The sequence below is a fragment of the Tropicibacter alexandrii genome (assembly GCF_003667315.2).
Classification (GTDB): domain Bacteria; phylum Pseudomonadota; class Alphaproteobacteria; order Rhodobacterales; family Rhodobacteraceae; genus Tropicibacter; species Tropicibacter alexandrii.
On the sequence record NZ_RCTZ02000008.1, the window covers coordinates 147667 to 163476 of the forward strand.

Consider the following 15810-nt stretch of genomic DNA (forward strand, 5'->3'; position numbering starts at 1 on the left):
CTCAGCGCTTGGGGCGGCTGGCGGTCAGGATCTTGAACGCGGACGTGCCCTCGATTTCTGCATGATCGCGGAAGCATTCTGCAAGGGTTTGTTCATAGGGCAGGTGGCGGTTCGCGACCATGTAAAGCTTGCCGCCAGGCGCAAGGTTGCGCGCCGCAGCGGCGATGAAGGCCTGCCCGAGCGACGGATCGCCCTTGCGCCCGGCATGGAAGGGCGGGTTCATCACCACCACATCCAGCAGCGCAGGCGACATCCAGCGCGTGGCGTCGGCCCAATGGAATTTCGCACGGGGGTCGGTGATGTTGACCTGTGCGCAATCCAGCGCGAGCTTCTCGGCCTCGACCAGATGGAGTGCCTTGATGGCGTCCTGCTGCAAGATCTGGGCCGACAACCAGCCCCAACCAGCGCCGAGATCCCCCACCGTGCCCTTGAGCGCGGGAAGCGCCCCGGCCAGCGCGACCGAGCCGGGATCGGGCTTGTCGGCAGAGAACACCCCCGGCGCGGTCCAGAAACCGGCGGCATTCTGCGTGCGTTCGGGCTTGGCCAGCGCCTGCAAGGCGGCGTCGGCCTCGAACCACAGGCATTTGCCATGCGCCTTCGACACCTGCCCGAGCACCGGCACCGTCTTTTTCACCACTTTCAGGATGGATTCGATGCCATCGGTCTTGGCGCCGTCGACCACCACGAGGCCCTCCGGCGCAACGCGCGCGGCCTCGGCGATGCGGGATTCGTTGCGGGTGCGGTCGCGGCCCAGCGTGACGATCGCCGCCGCGTAGGGGCCGCTTGCGGTTTCCGACACGGGCACGCCGCGTCGCTGCCACGCCTCGAAATCGGGCCTGAAGGTGGAAATCACCCGTGCGCCGGGCAGGGCGCCCGCATCACCGGGCGCGTCGAACAGCGCAATCGGGCCGTCGGGCAAGCTCAGCCCCCCGGCCTCCATGGCGTAGGTCAGTCGATCTGTCATGAGGGGTAGGCCGCGCCTATTCCTTTTCCATCGTGCATTGCAGCGGGTGCTGGTGGCGCCGGGCAAAGTCCATGACCTGCCCCACCTTGGTCTCGGCGATCTCGTGACTGAAAACGCCCACAACGGCAACGCCTTTCTTGTGGACGGTCAGCATCACCTCAAAGGCCTGCGCATGCGTCATGCCAAAGAACCGTTCGAGCACATGCACGACGAATTCCATCGGCGTGTAATCGTCGTTGAGCAGCAGCACCTTGTAGAGCGGCGGGCGCTTGGTCTTGGGCCGGGTTTCGACGGCGACACCGGCATCGCCGCCGCCATCGCCCGGCTGGTCACCGGCGCGCGTGGCGTGGATCGGGGGCAGAAATGTGTCTGTCATCGGACCTTTGGGCATGAAACCTGTGTGGCGCTTTACGTTTCGCGATTACGGCCTCTCTATATAACCTGACAGCCCCCGGCGAAAAGGGGGACGGTGAGCATGGGGTCAGAATGGCGCAAAAACTGCAAACAATTGGTTTCGACGCGGATGATACGCTTTGGCACAACGAGCGTTTCTTTCATCTGACGCAGGAACGATTCGCCGATCTGCTGGCCGATCACGCCCCGCGCGACCATCTGGCCGAACGTCTTCTGGCCGCCGAGACGCGCAATATCGGGCATTACGGATTCGGGGTGAAGGGATTCGTGCTGTCGATGATCGAAACCGCCATCGAGGTCACCGATGAGCGCGTGCCCGCCTCGGTCATCCGGCAATTGCTGGAAGCCGGGCAGGACATGCTCGACCACCCGATGGAATTGCTGCCCCATGCGCGCGAGGCGGTGGAGGCGGTGGCCGACACCCATCACCTGATCCTGATCACCAAGGGCGACCTGCTGCATCAGGAACGCAAGCTGGCGCAGTCGGGGCTGGGCGACCTGTTCGACGGGATCGAGATCGTCTCGGACAAGCAGCCGGACACCTATGCGCGGATTTTCGGCAATGCCCCCGGCGGGCCCGAGGCGGCGATGATGGTCGGCAATTCGATGAAGTCCGACATCCTGCCCGCGATCGAGGTCGGGGCCTGGGGCGTGCATGTGCCGTTCGAACTGGTCTGGGGCTTCGAGCATGCCGAGCCACCAAGCGCGGCGCGGTTCAGGGAATTGTCGGACCTATCATCTTTGCCCGCATTGGTTGAGGAGGTCGGCTGATCCGTCAAGGGCGGCCATATTTCTGCCACATTTTGCCACAATCCGAACACAATCGCCTGTCTAGGGGCTGGGGATGTCCGCGCCCCTAGATGTGGTTGGCGGCGATCCGCAAAACCGGCTACTTTTCAATGGATTGCGGGGTTTTCCTGACCCGTTTTGCGTGTTAATCTGGTGTTAATGATGACGCCCGTAATGTGGCGCACAAGAATAAGCCCACCGAAATATCGGGGGTCGAGGCAGAAAGGCGGAACATCGTGACGGGACGTCGCAGGCAGACGGGCCGGTTGGGCCTGTATCTAATCACGTTCATCTGGCTGGCATTGCTGGTGCCGTTATCGGCACGGGCTGCGCCCTATGCGGCGATGGTGATGGACGCCCGAACCGGCAAGGTCCTGCATGAGACCAACGCCAATACCCGCCTGCATCCCGCATCGCTGACCAAGATGATGACGCTCTATGTCGCCTTCGAGGCGGTGCAGAACGGCGAACTCAGCATGGACACGCTGGTCACCGTCTCGGCCAAGGCCGCCGCCGAGGAGCCGTCGAAGCTGGGCCTGCGCGCCGGGCAAAAGATCGCCCTGCGCTATCTCGTGCGCGCCGCGGCCGTGAAGTCGGCCAATGACGCGGCCACCGCCATCGGCGAGGCGATCGCAGGGTCCGAGGCGGCCTTTGCCGCACGGATGAACCGGACCGCCAAAGCCATCGGCATGACCAAGACAACGTTCAAGAACGCGCATGGCCTGACCCAATCCGGCCACCTGTCGACGGCGCGCGACATGACGATCCTTGGGCGGCACATGATCTATGACTACCCGCAATATTATAACCTGTTCTCGCGCCGCACGGCGGATGCCGGGGTGCGCACGGTCAGCCACACCAATTCGCGCCTGCTGTCGTCCTACAGGGGCGCCGACGGGATCAAGACGGGCTACACCCGCGCGGCAGGCTTCAACCTTGTCGCCTCGGCCGAGCGCGGCAGCCAGCGGGTGATCGCGACGGTGTTCGGCGGGCGGTCCACCGCGTCGCGCAATGCCAAGGTTGCGGAACTGCTCGACCTCGGGTTTCAGCGCACGCCGCAACGGGTGGCCTTTGTCGCACCGGGCAAGCCGCCCTACATGGGCAAGGGCGCGGCGGTCCCTCAGGTGGTGATTGCCGACAATTCCGACCCCGATCCAACGCCCGGCGCGCGCGCCAAGTCGATCCGAGTAGCAGCGGCTGCGGTCAATCGCAGCCTGCGCCCGGTGGCCCGACCCGCTCCGGACATCCCCGATGTCGCGCCGCTGGTCGCCGGGATCGAGCAGGACATCGAGAATGTTCTCAAAGAGGTGCAATCGGTCGCCGCAACCGAGGCAGAGCCAGCCCCGGAGCCAGTCGCCCCCGTGGCGCGCCCGCGTGTTGTCGTGGCGGCGGTTGCGCCGCCCAAGCCGGTCAAGGACAAGCCGACGCTCGCGCGTGAAGCCGAGGTCGTCACACGCTTTTCCACCTCTGGCGAACGGCATTGGGGCATCAATGTCGGGCGCTATCCGAACCAGTTTCTGGCGGAAAAGGTCCTGCTGAAGACCGCATTGGCGGAGACCTCGACGCTGGACGGCGCGCTGCGCAAGGTGACGCGCGGCAAAAGCGGCTTCGACGCCAATTTCATGGGTCTGACGCGGGACGGGGCGGAACTGGCCTGCAAACGGCTTCAGGCGCGGCAGGTCACCTGCTTCATGATCGGGCCGAGCTGAGATCTCCCCGTCCCGGGCGCAGACCCGGGACCTCTGGGCTCATTTCAGCACGGACTCCAGCACCGACAGCACCAGTTGGCTGCGATCCGGTTCGCCCAGCAATTGCGGCACCAGCGCCCGGACCTTTTCGGGGTCGCGCATGCCCGCATGGCGAAGGTTCGAGATCACGCCGATCAGGTCATTGGTCGGGCAGGCGCCCTTGCGATAGACCCAGACCGAGGCCAGCCCGCCCCGTTGCTGCAAACCGCAGCGGCGTTCGGGCGGGGTGTCGCGCCAGAACAGCGTGACCATGTCCGCCAGAACGGAACTGTCATTCGAGAAATAGTTATGCGCCAGCATGTCCTCGCCCAGCGAGGTCATGTCGACGCTGTCGAAGGCATCCGACCCCACCAGCACGTCCCCCCCCAGCCCCGCACGCGGGGCCGAGCCGTGCAGCTTGCGCGACGAGACCAGCGCCCAGTCGGTCGACGAGGCATAGAGTGTCAGCCGCTTGGCCAGCGGGCGGAAGGTGCGCGCCATCGCCGCGAACAGCTGGGCATCGACATCGGGTGCGGCAAACATGATCTGGCCAAAGACGGGATCGTCGCCCGGTTGCGCGCCGCGCCGCAGGGCCATGATCTCCAGCGCGTCGGTCAGGGCGCGGCTGCCCATGGAATGGGCCAGAACGTGGATCGACTCGGCCCCGGACCGGGCCACCAGCTCTTCGAGGAAATCGGCGAGGCGACGGCCAGACAGGCGCACCACGGCGGCATCGGCGATATAGCCCATGGTGGTGTCGCGCGACGGCCAGCTGAACAGCACCGGCACGGCGCTGTCGCCCATGTCATGGGCGATCTGCGCGGCCCGCTGCGTGGCATATTCGAAACTGTGGTTGTAGCCGTGGATATAGACGAACAGGTCACGCCCGGGAACGTCGCTCACCGCGCCTTGCAGGCGCCCGAAATAGCTGTCGGGATCGACAGGTTCGACCTTTTGCAGCAGCACGTGTTTGGTCGGGTTTGGCGCGAAATCCAGCCGCCAGACCGAGGGCCGCTCGACCACGCCCGGAACATGGGTGTCGGGGATGCTGACCGTGGCAATGCCCAGTTCCAACCGGTCGGCGCGCTGGCCCGTATAGAATTCGGTCGGCACGTCCGAGCCAGAGCGCGCCCGGTCTGTGGCATAATAGACGTCGATCGCGACAAAGGCATTGGCATCACCCTCGCCGCTGGATTCCAGCGCCGGGCCATCCAGCGCCTCCATCGCGGCGCGGGCATTGGCGGCCGCCTCCAGCCGCCCATCCTGCGTGGCGATGCGGGCCAGCCGCTCATAGAGCGCATACAGGGCCGCGCCATCGCGCCCGGTTTCGGTTTCGGCGGCGATCGCCGCTTCGAGCACGCGCTGGGCATGTCCGAGCGCGCCCTGCGCCTCATACAGATCGGCCGCGCGGTGGTATGCGGGCACTGGGTCCAGCCCCAGTTCGGCCCGGGAAAAGTTGCGCGTGCGGCCCACATGCGCCCACGCGTCACCGGCGGCCATGCCATAGCCCAGCTGTTCCAGCAGTTCGGCGCGCAGTTGCAGCAGGTCGAGAAGAATGCGCAGATCGGGCGGCGTGCCCAGCACTTCGGGGGTGCGCAATACGTCATCGACCTCTTGCAGGGCGGCGAGGGGGTCGTCCTCGACAAGGGTATCCAGCGTGATCAGCCTCGCGATATCCTGCGCCGCGGCCAAGCCGGGCAAGGTCAACATCGCGCAGAGAATCAGCCGCATGAAGGGGCGCATCGGGTCCATCCTGTCGTTTCGCTGCGCGCATTACATCGCGTCGGGCCCCGCATCACAAGGCAGGCATTCCACCAGTTTGACCCGCTGGACAAAGAAAAACCCCCGCGCGGGCGGGGGTTCCTCAAACCTCTATCCCCCGTTGCCGAGGGATCAAAAGCGTTCGGTCGCTTACAGCAGCCCTTCGCGTTGGGCTTTCTTGCGCGCCAGCTTGCGGGCCCGGCGAATCGCCTCGGCCTTCTCGCGTGCTTTCTTCTCGGACGGCTTCTCGAAATGTTGCTTGAGCTTCATTTCGCGGAAAACGCCTTCGCGCTGCAGCTTTTTCTTCAGGGCACGAAGCGCCTGATCGACATTGTTGTCGCGAACACTAACCTGCATGTGGTTGTCACCACCTTTCTAAGTTGAAGTTGCAAGGATTTGCAGGAGGTGGCCCTATAGCAAGCCTCGGACTATTTGTCTAGGGTAACGACGATTTGGGAGATTGCCATGACCGAGAGCATCGAAACCCGCCTGCTGGACGCCGCGCTGATGCACGTGGCCTTTGATGGCTGGTCCGAAACGACGTTCCGCGCCGCGGTCGACGATGCCGGGGTGGACCCGGTCGTGGCGCGCGGGCTGTTCCCGCGCGGTGCGGTCGATCTTGCCGTGGCCTATCACAAGGCCGGCGATGCCGAGATGCTGCGCCGGATCGAGGCCGCCGACCTGTCGGAGATGCGGTTCCGCGACCGCGTGGCCTTTGCCGTGCGCGCCCGGATCGAGGATGCCGACCGCGAGGCGGTGCGGCGTGGGACGACGCTGTTCGCGCTGCCGATCTATGCGCCGGACGGGGCCAAGCTGATCTGGGGCACCGCGGATGCGATCTGGACCGCGCTGGGCGACACGTCGGAGGATTACAACTGGTACTCGAAACGCGCGACCCTGTCGGCGGTCTACTCCTCGACGGTGCTGTTCTGGCTGGGCGACGACTCGCTCGGGGCAGAGGCAACGTGGGAGTTCCTCGACCGCCGGATCGAGGACGTGATGCGGTTTGAAAAGGTAAAGGCCGGGGTGCAGGACCACCCTGTTCTGGGCAAGCTGATGGCCGGGCCGATGGCGCTGCTTTCCGGGCTGAAAGCCCCCGGGGTCCGCAGCGATCTGCCCGGTTCGGTCGGCAAACAGGGATAAGACGGGAAGACTATGTCAGACACGATGCGCGCAGTAGAGATCACCACGGCAGGTGGCCCCGAGGTTCTCAAACCGGTCACGCGGCCGATGCCTGAGGCCGGGGCCGGTCAGGTGGTGATCAAGGTCGCCTATGCCGGGGTCAATCGCCCCGACGCCCTGCAGCGGGCGGGGATGTACGACCCGCCCAAGGGGGCGTCGGACTTGCCGGGCCTCGAAGCCTCGGGCGAGGTGGTCGCGGTCGGTGACGGCGTCGGCTGGCCCGCCATAGGCGACAAGGTCTGTGCGCTGCTGCCGGGCGGGGGCTATGCCGAGTACGTGGCCACCCCGGCGGCGCATTGCCTGCCGGTTCCGCAAGGCATGGGCATGAAGGAAGCCGCCTGCCTGCCCGAGACCTTCTTTACGGTCTGGTCCAACGTCTTCCAGCGCGGCGGGCTGAAGGCCGGAGAGCGGTTCCTGCTTCACGGCGGCTCATCCGGGATCGGGACGACGGCGATCCAGTTGGCGCGCCATTTCGGCGCGCGGGTCTTCGTCACGGCCGGTTCGCCTGAGAAATGCGCGGCCTGCACCGATCTGGGCGCAGAGCGCGCGATCAACTACCGGGATGAGGATTTCGTCGAGGTGCTGCGCGCCGAAGGCGGGGCAGACCTGATCCTGGACATGGTGGGTGGTGATTACATCCCGCGCAATATCAAGGCCTTGGCTGATGACGGGCGTCTCGTCCAGATCGCCTTCCTGCAAGGTCCGAAGGTCGAGTTGAACTTTGCGCAGGTCATGACCCGTCGCCTGACGATCACCGGCAGCACCCTGCGCCCGCAAAGCGACCTTTCCAAGGGGCGGATCGCCGAAAGCCTGCGTGAGCAGGTCTGGCCGCTGCTGGATGCCGGAAAGGTCGCGCCGGTCATGGATTCCGAGTTCCCCTTGGACCGGGCCTGCGACGCCCATGCCCGGATGGAAAGCTCGGGCCATATCGGCAAGATCGTTCTCAAGGTTTGATGGGGTAGGATGGGTGATCACCCATCCTACTTTCCGTTTCACACTACCGCGCGGCGATACAGGTGCCACGTTGCGTGGCCCAGCACGGGCAGCGCAACGACCAGACCCAGCAGGAACGGGATCGCCCCCGCCACCAATGCGGCACCGACGATCACCCCCCAGCCAAGGATCACGCGCGGATTTTCCCGCGTCACCCGGACCGATGTCGTGATCGCCACCGGCAAGCCGGTCGCGCGGTCCATCAAGAGCGGCACCGTGACCACCGAGACCGCCAGCACCGCCACCGCAAACAACGCGCCCACGCCGCAGCCGATGATGATCAGGAACCAGCCGTCAGCCGTGCCCAGAACGCTTGCGAGAAAGGCGCCGATGCTGGTCGGGATGCCGGGCCCCATGATCAGATCATGCAACATGCCCGCCGCCAGCATCCACGCCACCAGCAGCGCCGCTAGATAGAGGCCGAACATCAGGATCGCGCCGAACCGTGGCCGCTCCACCACTCTGAAGGCGCTGTACCAATGCACGGGCCGACCCTCTTCGCGCATGCGGCTGAGTTCGTAGACGCCCACCGCCGCCACCGGGCCGATCAGGGCAAAACCCATGATCAGCGGAAACATCAGTGGCACCAGTTCCATCCGGGTCGCCATGCCGATCAGCAACAGTCCGATGACCGGATACATCAGGGCGATGAACATCACGTCGCTGCGGCAGGCCTTGAAGTCTTCCCAGCCCGCGCGCAGCGCCAGTCCGAGGTCTTGCGCCGTCAGTTTGCGGATGTCCGGCGGGGCCTGCGTCTCGCTGCCCAGCCGCTGCGTGCCGGTCGCCACGTGAGACCCCGCGCGGCCCAGGGATTGTGCGGTCCAGGATAGGGGGTTTCCGATGGTCTTTGCCATGTGCGTACTCCTTCAGATCGCAGCATGCTGCATCGACAGAAGGCCCCGGATGCATACCCGGGACGTCCCGTTGATGGCATGCTGTGGCAAAAGGTAGCATATGTTGCGCGGCCTGTCGTCTCACAGTGCCGCGACGGGCTCATTTCCAGGCAAAGAACCCGTCCCCGGCGCGGTCAAGAAGCCGTTTGGCTAGTGCCCGACCAAGCTCCGGCCCTTCGGCGATGGGGCCGGTGATCTCGTCCGCATAGGCCTCGGACCCGTCGGGTTTCAGGATCTCGCCGCGCAGGCGCAGGTTGTCGCCCAGCAGTTCGGCCAGCGCGGCAATCGGCGTCTCGCAGGAGCCGTCCAACTGCGCGAGAAAGGCGCGCTCGGCGGCAAGACGCTGCCCCGTAGGCGTGTCGTGGATGGCCGCCAGCATTTGCGCCGTGCGGTCGTCATCCTGACGGCGCTCGATGCCGATGGCGCCTTGCGCCACGGCGGGCAGCATGTCCTCGGGGGCGATGGGCGTCATGGGGACATCCGCCATCCCCAGCCGGTTCAGACCGGCGCAGGCAAGGAACGTCGCCTCGGCCACGCCTTCGTGCAGTTTCTTCAGCCGGGTCTGCACGTTGCCCCGGAACTCGACCACCTGCAGGTCGGGTCGACGATGCAGCAGTTGCGCCCGCCGCCGCAGCGAGGACGAGCCGACCACCGCGCCCTCGGGCAGGTCATGGATCGACCCGCCGCCGGGACGGATGAACGCGTCGCGGACATCCTCGCGCGGCAGGTAGCAGTCCAGCACCAGCCCCTCGGGCTGTTCGGTGGGCATATCCTTCATCGAGTGCACGGCGATGTCGATGCCGCCGGAACTCAGCTGTTCCTCGATCTCACGGGTGAACAGCCCCTTGTTCCCGATCTCCTTCAATGGCCGGTCCGCCGCGATCATCGCGCGGTCATCGCCCGTGGTCTTGATGACCACGATCTCGAAGGCGTCTTCGGGCAGGGCAAACGCAGCAGCCAGCCTGCGGCGCGTCTCATGCGCCTGCGCCAGCGCCAAAGGCGAGCCACGGGTGCCGATTTTCAGCGGTTCAGCGGGGGAGGGCAGATCGATGGTCATATGCGAGGTTTATGCGGCAGGAAGATCGCTGGCAATGGGAACTGTCATGTCCTATTGACAGGACAAGACCAGAAGGATGCCCCGATGACCAAGACGATCCTGCGCGCCCTTGCGGGCGAGACCCTGCCCACCCCGCCGATCTGGATGATGCGGCAGGCGGGGCGCTACCTGCCGGAATACCGCGCGACGCGCGCGCAGGCGGGGGATTTCCTGTCGCTGTGCTACAATCCGGAACTGGCCGCCGAGGTGACCTTGCAGCCGATCCGGCGCTACGGCTTCGACGCGGCGATCCTGTTCGCCGATATCCTGTTGTTGCCGCAGGCATTGGGGGCGGACCTGTGGTTCGTCACCGGCGAGGGGCCGCGCCTGTCCACGATCACCACCGATGCCGAGTTCGACAAGCTGGGCAAGGGCGAGATGATCCACGACACGCTGAACCCGGTCTATGAAACGGTGAAGATCCTGTCGAAGGAACTGCCTGCCGAGACGACGCTGATCGGCTTTGCGGGCGCGCCCTGGACCGTGGCGACCTACATGATTGCCGGGAAAGGAACGCCGGATCAGGGACCGGCGCATGCGCTCAAGGCCGAGAACCGCGCGCTCTTCGAAAAGATCATCGAGCGGCTGACCGAAGGCACCATCGACTACCTCTCCAAGCAGGTCGAGGCCGGGGCCGAGGTGGTCAAGATCTTCGACAGCTGGGCAGGCAGCCTCAAGGGCGAGGATTTCGACAAGTATGCCCTCGAACCTGCCCGGATCATCACCCAAGAGATGAAGGCGCGCTTTCCCGGTCTGCCGGTCATCGCCTTCCCGCGTCAGGCGGGCGACAAGTATATCGGCTTTCACAAGGCGACCGGCGCGGATTGCGTTGCGGTCGATGACAGCGTCACGCCGGAATGGGTGGCCGAACATGTCCAACCGGCGGGTTGCGTGCAGGGCAACCTGAAGAACACGCACATGGTGACCGGCGGTCAGGGCCTGATCGACGAGATCCGGCACGTGGTCAAGGCGCTGTCCGGTGGCCCGCACATCTTCAACCTCGGGCACGGGATCACGCCGGATGCCGACCCGGAGAATGTCAAACTGATGATCGATACGATCCGCAACGGCTGACGCTGCGGATCGTTGTCGGACTAGCCAAAGCTCGGGTCTTCGAACGCGAGCGGGACAAAGCCATCCTCGGTGAACGGCAGGCGCTGGCTTTCCCCGGCGATGTCGGGGATTTTCAGGTAGGATTGCGGGCTGAAGCCAAAGCTTGGGTCCTCGAAGACCGGCGGCGCCTCCTTGCCGAAGCTCGGGTCCTCGAAGGCCTGAGGTTCAAAGCCATCGTCGGTGAGAACGGCGGGAATGGGTTTCTTGAATTGGAATTCGTCGGCCAAAAGAGTGCCTCCTGTGAATTGAATTGAGTGGAACAGGGGCAGGGTACAGGTTGTGTGGCGTCACGACAGGTCCGGATTCCCGGACCCTATCTGCGCCCCCAGCGGGCGCGGCGGCCCGGTTGTGGGCGGTTGCGGATCTGCTCGCGGATGAAGACGGTCAGACCCGCGCCGATGATCAGCGCGCAGCCCGCCCATGTGGCGATGGATGGCCATTCGTCAAAGAACGACCAGCCCCACAGGATGGCCAGCGGCAGGCCGACATACTCGAACGGTGCGATCGTGGCTGCGTCGGCCATGCGGTAGGCGGCGCTGAGGCAGTAGCCCACGATCCCGGAACACAGGCCGAGCCCGATGAAGACCGGCCAGTCCTCGGACGTGGGCCAGACCCAAGCCCGCAGCAGGAAGATCAGGCTGTCATTGGTGACGCCCTCGGCAAAGCGCCCGTCGCCCGCGATCAGGAAGAACCCCGCCGAAACGATCAGGAAGGTGCCCTGTATGTAGATCGCCATGGCCGAGGCGCGCATCGTCGCGCCCAGTTTGCGTGTCAGCACCTGCATCAATGCGTACATGCCAGCGGCGATCACCGGCAACAGCAGCACAAGGCGGGATGCGTCGAGGTCGGCTTTCCACGGTTGCTGCATGATCAGCACGCCAGCAAAGCCGACCAGCACCGCGCCGATCCGCCATGCGCCGACCTGCTCTCCCAGCAGGGGGATCGACAGCACCGTGATGAACAGGGGCGCAACAAAGAACAGCGCCGTGGCTTGGCCCAAGGGCAGCACGGCAACGGCGGCGTAGAAGGTCATGTTCGCCAGCACCACCAGCAATCCGCGCAGCGCGTGAAAGCCCGGCATCGAGGTGCGCAGCAGCCGGGGCCCGCCCTCGTACATCAGCAAACCGATGGTAAAGATCAGCCCGATGGCGGAGCGGGCAAAGACCATCTGGTGCAGGGGGTAGCCGCCCGAGAGCAGCTTGATCAGCATGTCGTTGATCGAAATGGCCACCACGCCAAGGCAGATGAACAGGATACCGAGGCCGGGGCGGTTCAATGCGTTTGTCATGCAATTGCCCTATCCCGGTCCGTGCGTCGGCACCAGCCTGTTTGCGACATGCATGGTCTTTGTGCAGCCACGCACGATTGCACATCCCGCCGGTGGCGCTAACTTGCGCGCAAAGGAGTTTCCGATGGACATGGTTGATATCCGGGACGCCCGGAAGACATACGAAGGCGGTTTCGAGGCGCTGCGCGGGGCCTCCCTGCAAATCCGCGAAGGCGAGATTCTCGCCTTGCTCGGGCCGAACGGGGCCGGAAAAACGACCCTGATTTCAGCGATTTGCGGCATCACGCAGCCCACCTCCGGCACGATCCGGGTGGGTGGCCATGACGTGGTCAAGGACTACCGGCAGGCGCGCAACCTGATCGGGTTGGTCCCGCAGGAAATCAACCTCGAACCCTTCGAGAAGGTCGCCAATACGGTGGCCTTTTCGCGCGGGTTGTTCGGGTTGCGGCGCAACGATGCGCTGATCGAAGACATCCTGCGCAAGCTGTCGCTGTGGGACAAGCGCGGCGCGGCGGTCAAGGAACTGTCGGGCGGGATGAAGCGCCGGGTGCTGATCGCCAAGGCGCTCAGCCACGAACCGCGCGTGTTGTTCCTCGACGAACCGACCGCAGGCGTGGACGTCGAACTGCGCCGCGACATGTGGGCCATCGTCGAGGAGTTGCGGCAGGACGGTGTGACCATCATCCTGACGACGCATTACATCGAAGAGGCCGAGGCCATCGCCGACCGCGTGGCTGTCATCGACAAGGGCCAAATCCTGCTGGTCGAGGACAAGGATTCGCTGATGGAACGCATGGGGCAAAAAAGCCTGACCATCGACCTGACCGAGCCGATTTCATCCGTGCCGGACGTCCTCTCGGACTATGACCTTGTGCTCAAGGACGAGACCACGCTGGTCTACAGCTATGACATCAACGCCGAACGCACCGGCATCGGGCGGTTGATGGCCGACCTGTCGGGGGCTGGGCTGTATGTCCGCGATGTGTCGACCCGTCAGAACTCGCTCGAGGATATCTTCGTCGGGCTGGTCGAAGGAGATGCCGCATGAACTGGCCTGCCGTCGCATCCATCTACCGCTTTGAAATGGCGCGGTTCTTTCGCACGCTCATGCAGAGCTTCCTGAGCCCGGTGATTTCCACCTCGCTCTATTTCGTGGTCTTCGGCGCGGCCATTGGCAGCCGTATCGACCAAGTCGAGGGCGTCAGCTATGGCGCGTTCATCGTGCCGGGGCTGATCATGCTGTCGGTCATCACGCAGGCGATTTCCAACGGCAGTTTCGGCATCTATTTTCCGAAATTCATCGGCACGATCTACGAATTGCTGTCCGCGCCTATCAACTTCCTGGAAATCGTCATCGGCTATGTCGGCGCGGCGGCGACCAAGGCGCTTTTCATCGGGTTGGTGATCCTCGCGACCTCGTTCCTGTTCGTCGACATCACGATCCAGCACCCGTTTGCGATGCTGGGCTTCCTGATCCTGACGGCGATTTCGTTTGCGTTGTTCGGCTTCATCATCGGCATCTGGGCGAAGAATTTCGAGCAGTTGCAACTGGTGCCGCTGCTGATCGTGACGCCGCTGATCTTTCTTGGCGGGTCGTTCTACTCGATCTCGATGTTGCCGCCGGTCTGGCAGACGATCACCCTGTTCAATCCGGTGGTCTACCTGATCTCGGGGTTCCGCTGGTCGTTTTTCGGCATGGCGGATGTGCCGATCGGGTTCAGCCTTCTGGCGATTGCCGGGTTCTGCGCGCTGTGTCTTGGCGTGATCTGGTGGATATTCAAAACCGGCTGGCGCATCCGCTCATGAGCCGGCACGATATGTTCACACGCCTGCATGTTGCAGGCTTTTTCCAAGGCCATGAGATCAGCCGAGCGCCTGATCCAGAATACGTGCCGCAGCGTATGAGTGGCACGCTTCCGGGGTTCCATGTTCTGCAGATCGGTCCCGGTCCGCAAACATCTGGTTGGGCCTACGTGACACAGGGTTTGTGCCAAACCACATTGGCCGATGGGGACGGGCTGGAGTTGTGCCTTGTCAGCCCCGAGCCTGACGCGCGCAACGTGGAATGCCTGTTCATGCTTGGGGACTACCTCGTCGAAAAGGTCTCAACCGTCCACTTCGGCCAGACGTTCGATATCGGCGCGCCGTGGCTCAGCGGGCTGATGACGCACCTGCTGCTCAGCAAACCGTATCCTTTTGGGCCCGATCTCGAAATCGCGAAACGACCGTCGGGCTATGTGCATCATCTCTGGGTTCTGCCCATCCACAAGGCCGAGGCGGATTTCCTTCACGAATGCGGTGATCTGGATGCCCTCGAAGACCGGTTTGATGTCGCTGGTATCGACTACCTTGATCCTTGGCGTGCAGCTGTCGTCTGACCCATCACCTTCGGAGGCAAAGTTCTAGACCACGGCAGGCTGCCCGCGCCCGCCCATCACGACGTCCATGGTCATCCCGCCGATCCACATGCAGAACAGCGCCAGCCACGCGGTTCCGGCAAAGATCGACCCGCCCGACACGCCCGCGCCGATGGCGCAGCCGCCCGCCAGCATCCCGCCAAACCCCATCATCACCGCGCCGATCATGGCGTTGCGCATGGGCGTTGGGCCGTCGAAGCCCTGTACGGTGAACTCCTTGGCCAAGATCGCAGAGACCATGCTGCCGATCACCACGCCCGGCACCAATCCGACGTCGAATTCCAGCGCCGCGTTGCGGTCGAGGAAGAACATCAGCGTGTTGGCCGACGGTCCGGTGAATGTCAGGCTTTCGATCTGGACCGGGTCAAAGGCCGATTGCGACAGCGTATAGGTCAAGGCGTAGCCCACGGCGGCGGCAAAGCCCACGCCCGAGGCAAAGACCAGCCGTGACCAGCCGATATTGTTGCGGCGGCTCAGTTCCAGCGCGATCAGGGCGATGATCAGACCGATGACCAGACCGGCTTCGCGCGGCAGGTGTGCCGCAGCCAGCAGGTCCATGTTGCGCCCGCCCCCGGTGATCCACAGCGCTGCCAGCTTGTCGCGCAGCGGGGCCAGCCAGCCGGTCAGCGACATCTGCGCGACCACCGCAAAGATCAGGCCGGACACGACGCTGCGCAGGTTCCCCGTGGCGGCCAGCACCAACAAGCGCCCCGAACAGCCGCGCGCCAGAACCATGCCCATCCCGAAGAGCAACCCGCCGATGATCGCCCCGGACCAGCTGCCCGGCACGGCCATCATGCGCGCCTCGGTCGTGTCGAGATAGCCCAGCAATTGCGCGCCCTGCACCCAGACCACCGCCGTCGAAAAAGTCAGCAGCCAGACCGCGACCTTGTCCTTCATCATGCCTCGGGCAAATTCCACCGTCGCCGCGCGCAAACAAAAGCGCGAACGTTGCGCCGCAACCCCGAACAGGATGCCGGTGATCAGGCCGAACAGCGCGGCGGTGGGGCTTTCTCCGATGCGGTCGATGAGGGGGACGATATCCATGGCGGGCTCCGGTCGCGGTTTCGCGCATGGATGCCAAAACATGCATGCGTTCGCCTTGATTCAGATCAGTCCACACGCGACACCGATGCCGCTTTCAGGCCTCCGTATCGCGACAGGGCCGGTCGC

General features: G+C 64.5%; 17 protein-coding genes. 8 read left to right on the forward strand and 9 right to left on the reverse strand.

Going from position 1 to position 15810, the window contains the following annotated elements:
• Position 1 precedes the first annotated feature (1 nt).
• Entirely contained in the window at positions 2-964 is a 963-nt protein-coding gene (locus D8Z78_RS12580; protein ID WP_121632873.1) for a class I SAM-dependent methyltransferase, read from the reverse strand.
• Between the two features lie 16 nt (positions 965-980).
• Entirely contained in the window at positions 981-1340 is a 360-nt protein-coding gene (gene clpS, locus D8Z78_RS12585) for an ATP-dependent Clp protease adapter ClpS (RefSeq protein WP_121632874.1), read from the reverse strand.
• A 110-nt stretch (positions 1341-1450) separates the two neighbouring features.
• Here clpS and D8Z78_RS12590 point away from each other — a divergent pair, with 110 nt between their 5' ends.
• Positions 1451-2149: an HAD family hydrolase gene (locus tag D8Z78_RS12590; RefSeq protein ID WP_121632876.1), complete on the forward strand. Its 699-nt coding sequence runs from the start codon at positions 1451-1453 to the stop codon at positions 2147-2149.
• 254 nt (positions 2150-2403) lie between these two features.
• On the forward strand, positions 2404-3876 hold the full coding sequence (locus tag D8Z78_RS12595; protein WP_420824316.1) for a serine hydrolase: 1473 nt from the start codon (positions 2404-2406) through the stop codon (positions 3874-3876).
• 39 nt (positions 3877-3915) lie between these two features.
• Here D8Z78_RS12595 and D8Z78_RS12600 read toward each other — a convergent pair whose 3' ends face one another.
• Complete coding sequence (locus tag D8Z78_RS12600; protein WP_164932955.1) at positions 3916-5625, reverse strand: alpha/beta hydrolase; 1710 nt, start codon at positions 5623-5625, stop codon at positions 3916-3918.
• A gap of 180 nt (positions 5626-5805) precedes the next feature.
• The gene (gene rpsU, locus D8Z78_RS12605) at positions 5806-6012 is read right to left on the reverse strand and encodes a 30S ribosomal protein S21 (protein ID WP_005614280.1); all 207 of its coding nucleotides are present in this window, start codon (positions 6010-6012) and stop codon (positions 5806-5808) included.
• A 108-nt stretch (positions 6013-6120) separates the two neighbouring features.
• On the opposite strand from rpsU, the gene D8Z78_RS12610 reads away from it, so the two are divergent.
• Together D8Z78_RS12610 and D8Z78_RS12615 are read left to right on the forward strand one after the other, a co-directional pair.
• On the forward strand, positions 6121-6798 hold the full coding sequence (locus D8Z78_RS12610; protein WP_121632879.1) for a COQ9 family protein: 678 nt from the start codon (positions 6121-6123) through the stop codon (positions 6796-6798).
• 12 nt (positions 6799-6810) lie between these two features.
• The gene (locus D8Z78_RS12615; protein ID WP_121632881.1) at positions 6811-7791 is read left to right on the forward strand and encodes an NAD(P)H-quinone oxidoreductase; all 981 of its coding nucleotides are present in this window, start codon (positions 6811-6813) and stop codon (positions 7789-7791) included.
• A gap of 38 nt (positions 7792-7829) precedes the next feature.
• Here the strand turns inward: D8Z78_RS12615 and D8Z78_RS12620 are convergent, their stop codons facing one another.
• Positions 7830-8684 (reverse strand): DUF2189 domain-containing protein, encoded by an 855-nt coding sequence (locus D8Z78_RS12620; protein WP_121632883.1) that lies wholly within the window; start codon positions 8682-8684, stop codon positions 7830-7832.
• A gap of 139 nt (positions 8685-8823) precedes the next feature.
• Positions 8824-9780 carry a hydroxymethylbilane synthase gene (gene hemC / locus D8Z78_RS12625; RefSeq protein ID WP_121632884.1) on the reverse strand — a complete coding sequence of 319 codons (957 nt, stop codon included), beginning with the start codon at positions 9778-9780 and terminating at the stop codon, positions 8824-8826.
• Between the two features lie 84 nt (positions 9781-9864).
• Between hemC and hemE the strand changes: the two genes are divergently transcribed.
• Entirely contained in the window at positions 9865-10893 is a 1029-nt protein-coding gene (hemE, locus tag D8Z78_RS12630) for a uroporphyrinogen decarboxylase (protein ID WP_121632886.1), read from the forward strand.
• 20 nt (positions 10894-10913) lie between these two features.
• Here hemE and D8Z78_RS12635 read toward each other — a convergent pair whose 3' ends face one another.
• Complete coding sequence (locus D8Z78_RS12635; protein WP_121632888.1) at positions 10914-11159, reverse strand: hypothetical protein; 246 nt, start codon at positions 11157-11159, stop codon at positions 10914-10916.
• 86 nt (positions 11160-11245) lie between these two features.
• Positions 11246-12220, reverse strand: a complete 975-nt coding sequence (locus tag D8Z78_RS12640) for a DMT family transporter (protein WP_121632890.1) — start codon at positions 12218-12220, stop codon at positions 11246-11248.
• Positions 12221-12344: 124 nt separating this feature from the next.
• Between D8Z78_RS12640 and D8Z78_RS12645 the strand changes: the two genes are divergently transcribed.
• Genes D8Z78_RS12645 through D8Z78_RS12655 form a run of 3 tightly spaced genes read left to right on the forward strand, consistent with a single transcriptional unit; the run spans position 12345 to position 14598 of the window.
• A complete protein-coding gene (locus tag D8Z78_RS12645; RefSeq protein WP_121632892.1) occupies positions 12345-13268 on the forward strand; it encodes an ABC transporter ATP-binding protein in 924 nt (307 codons plus the stop codon).
• Entirely contained in the window at positions 13265-14026 is a 762-nt protein-coding gene (locus tag D8Z78_RS12650) for an ABC transporter permease (protein ID WP_121632894.1), read from the forward strand. Before D8Z78_RS12645 ends, D8Z78_RS12650 begins: the two co-directional genes overlap by 4 nt.
• The gene (locus D8Z78_RS12655; protein ID WP_121632895.1) at positions 14023-14598 is read left to right on the forward strand and encodes a suppressor of fused domain protein; all 576 of its coding nucleotides are present in this window, start codon (positions 14023-14025) and stop codon (positions 14596-14598) included. The genes D8Z78_RS12650 and D8Z78_RS12655 overlap by 4 nt, the downstream gene beginning before the upstream one ends.
• Positions 14599-14622: 24 nt before the next feature.
• On the opposite strand, the gene D8Z78_RS12660 is transcribed toward D8Z78_RS12655, so the two are convergent.
• Entirely contained in the window at positions 14623-15684 is a 1062-nt protein-coding gene (locus D8Z78_RS12660; protein ID WP_121632897.1) for a YeeE/YedE family protein, read from the reverse strand.
• Between the last annotated feature and the right edge of the window lie 126 nt (positions 15685-15810).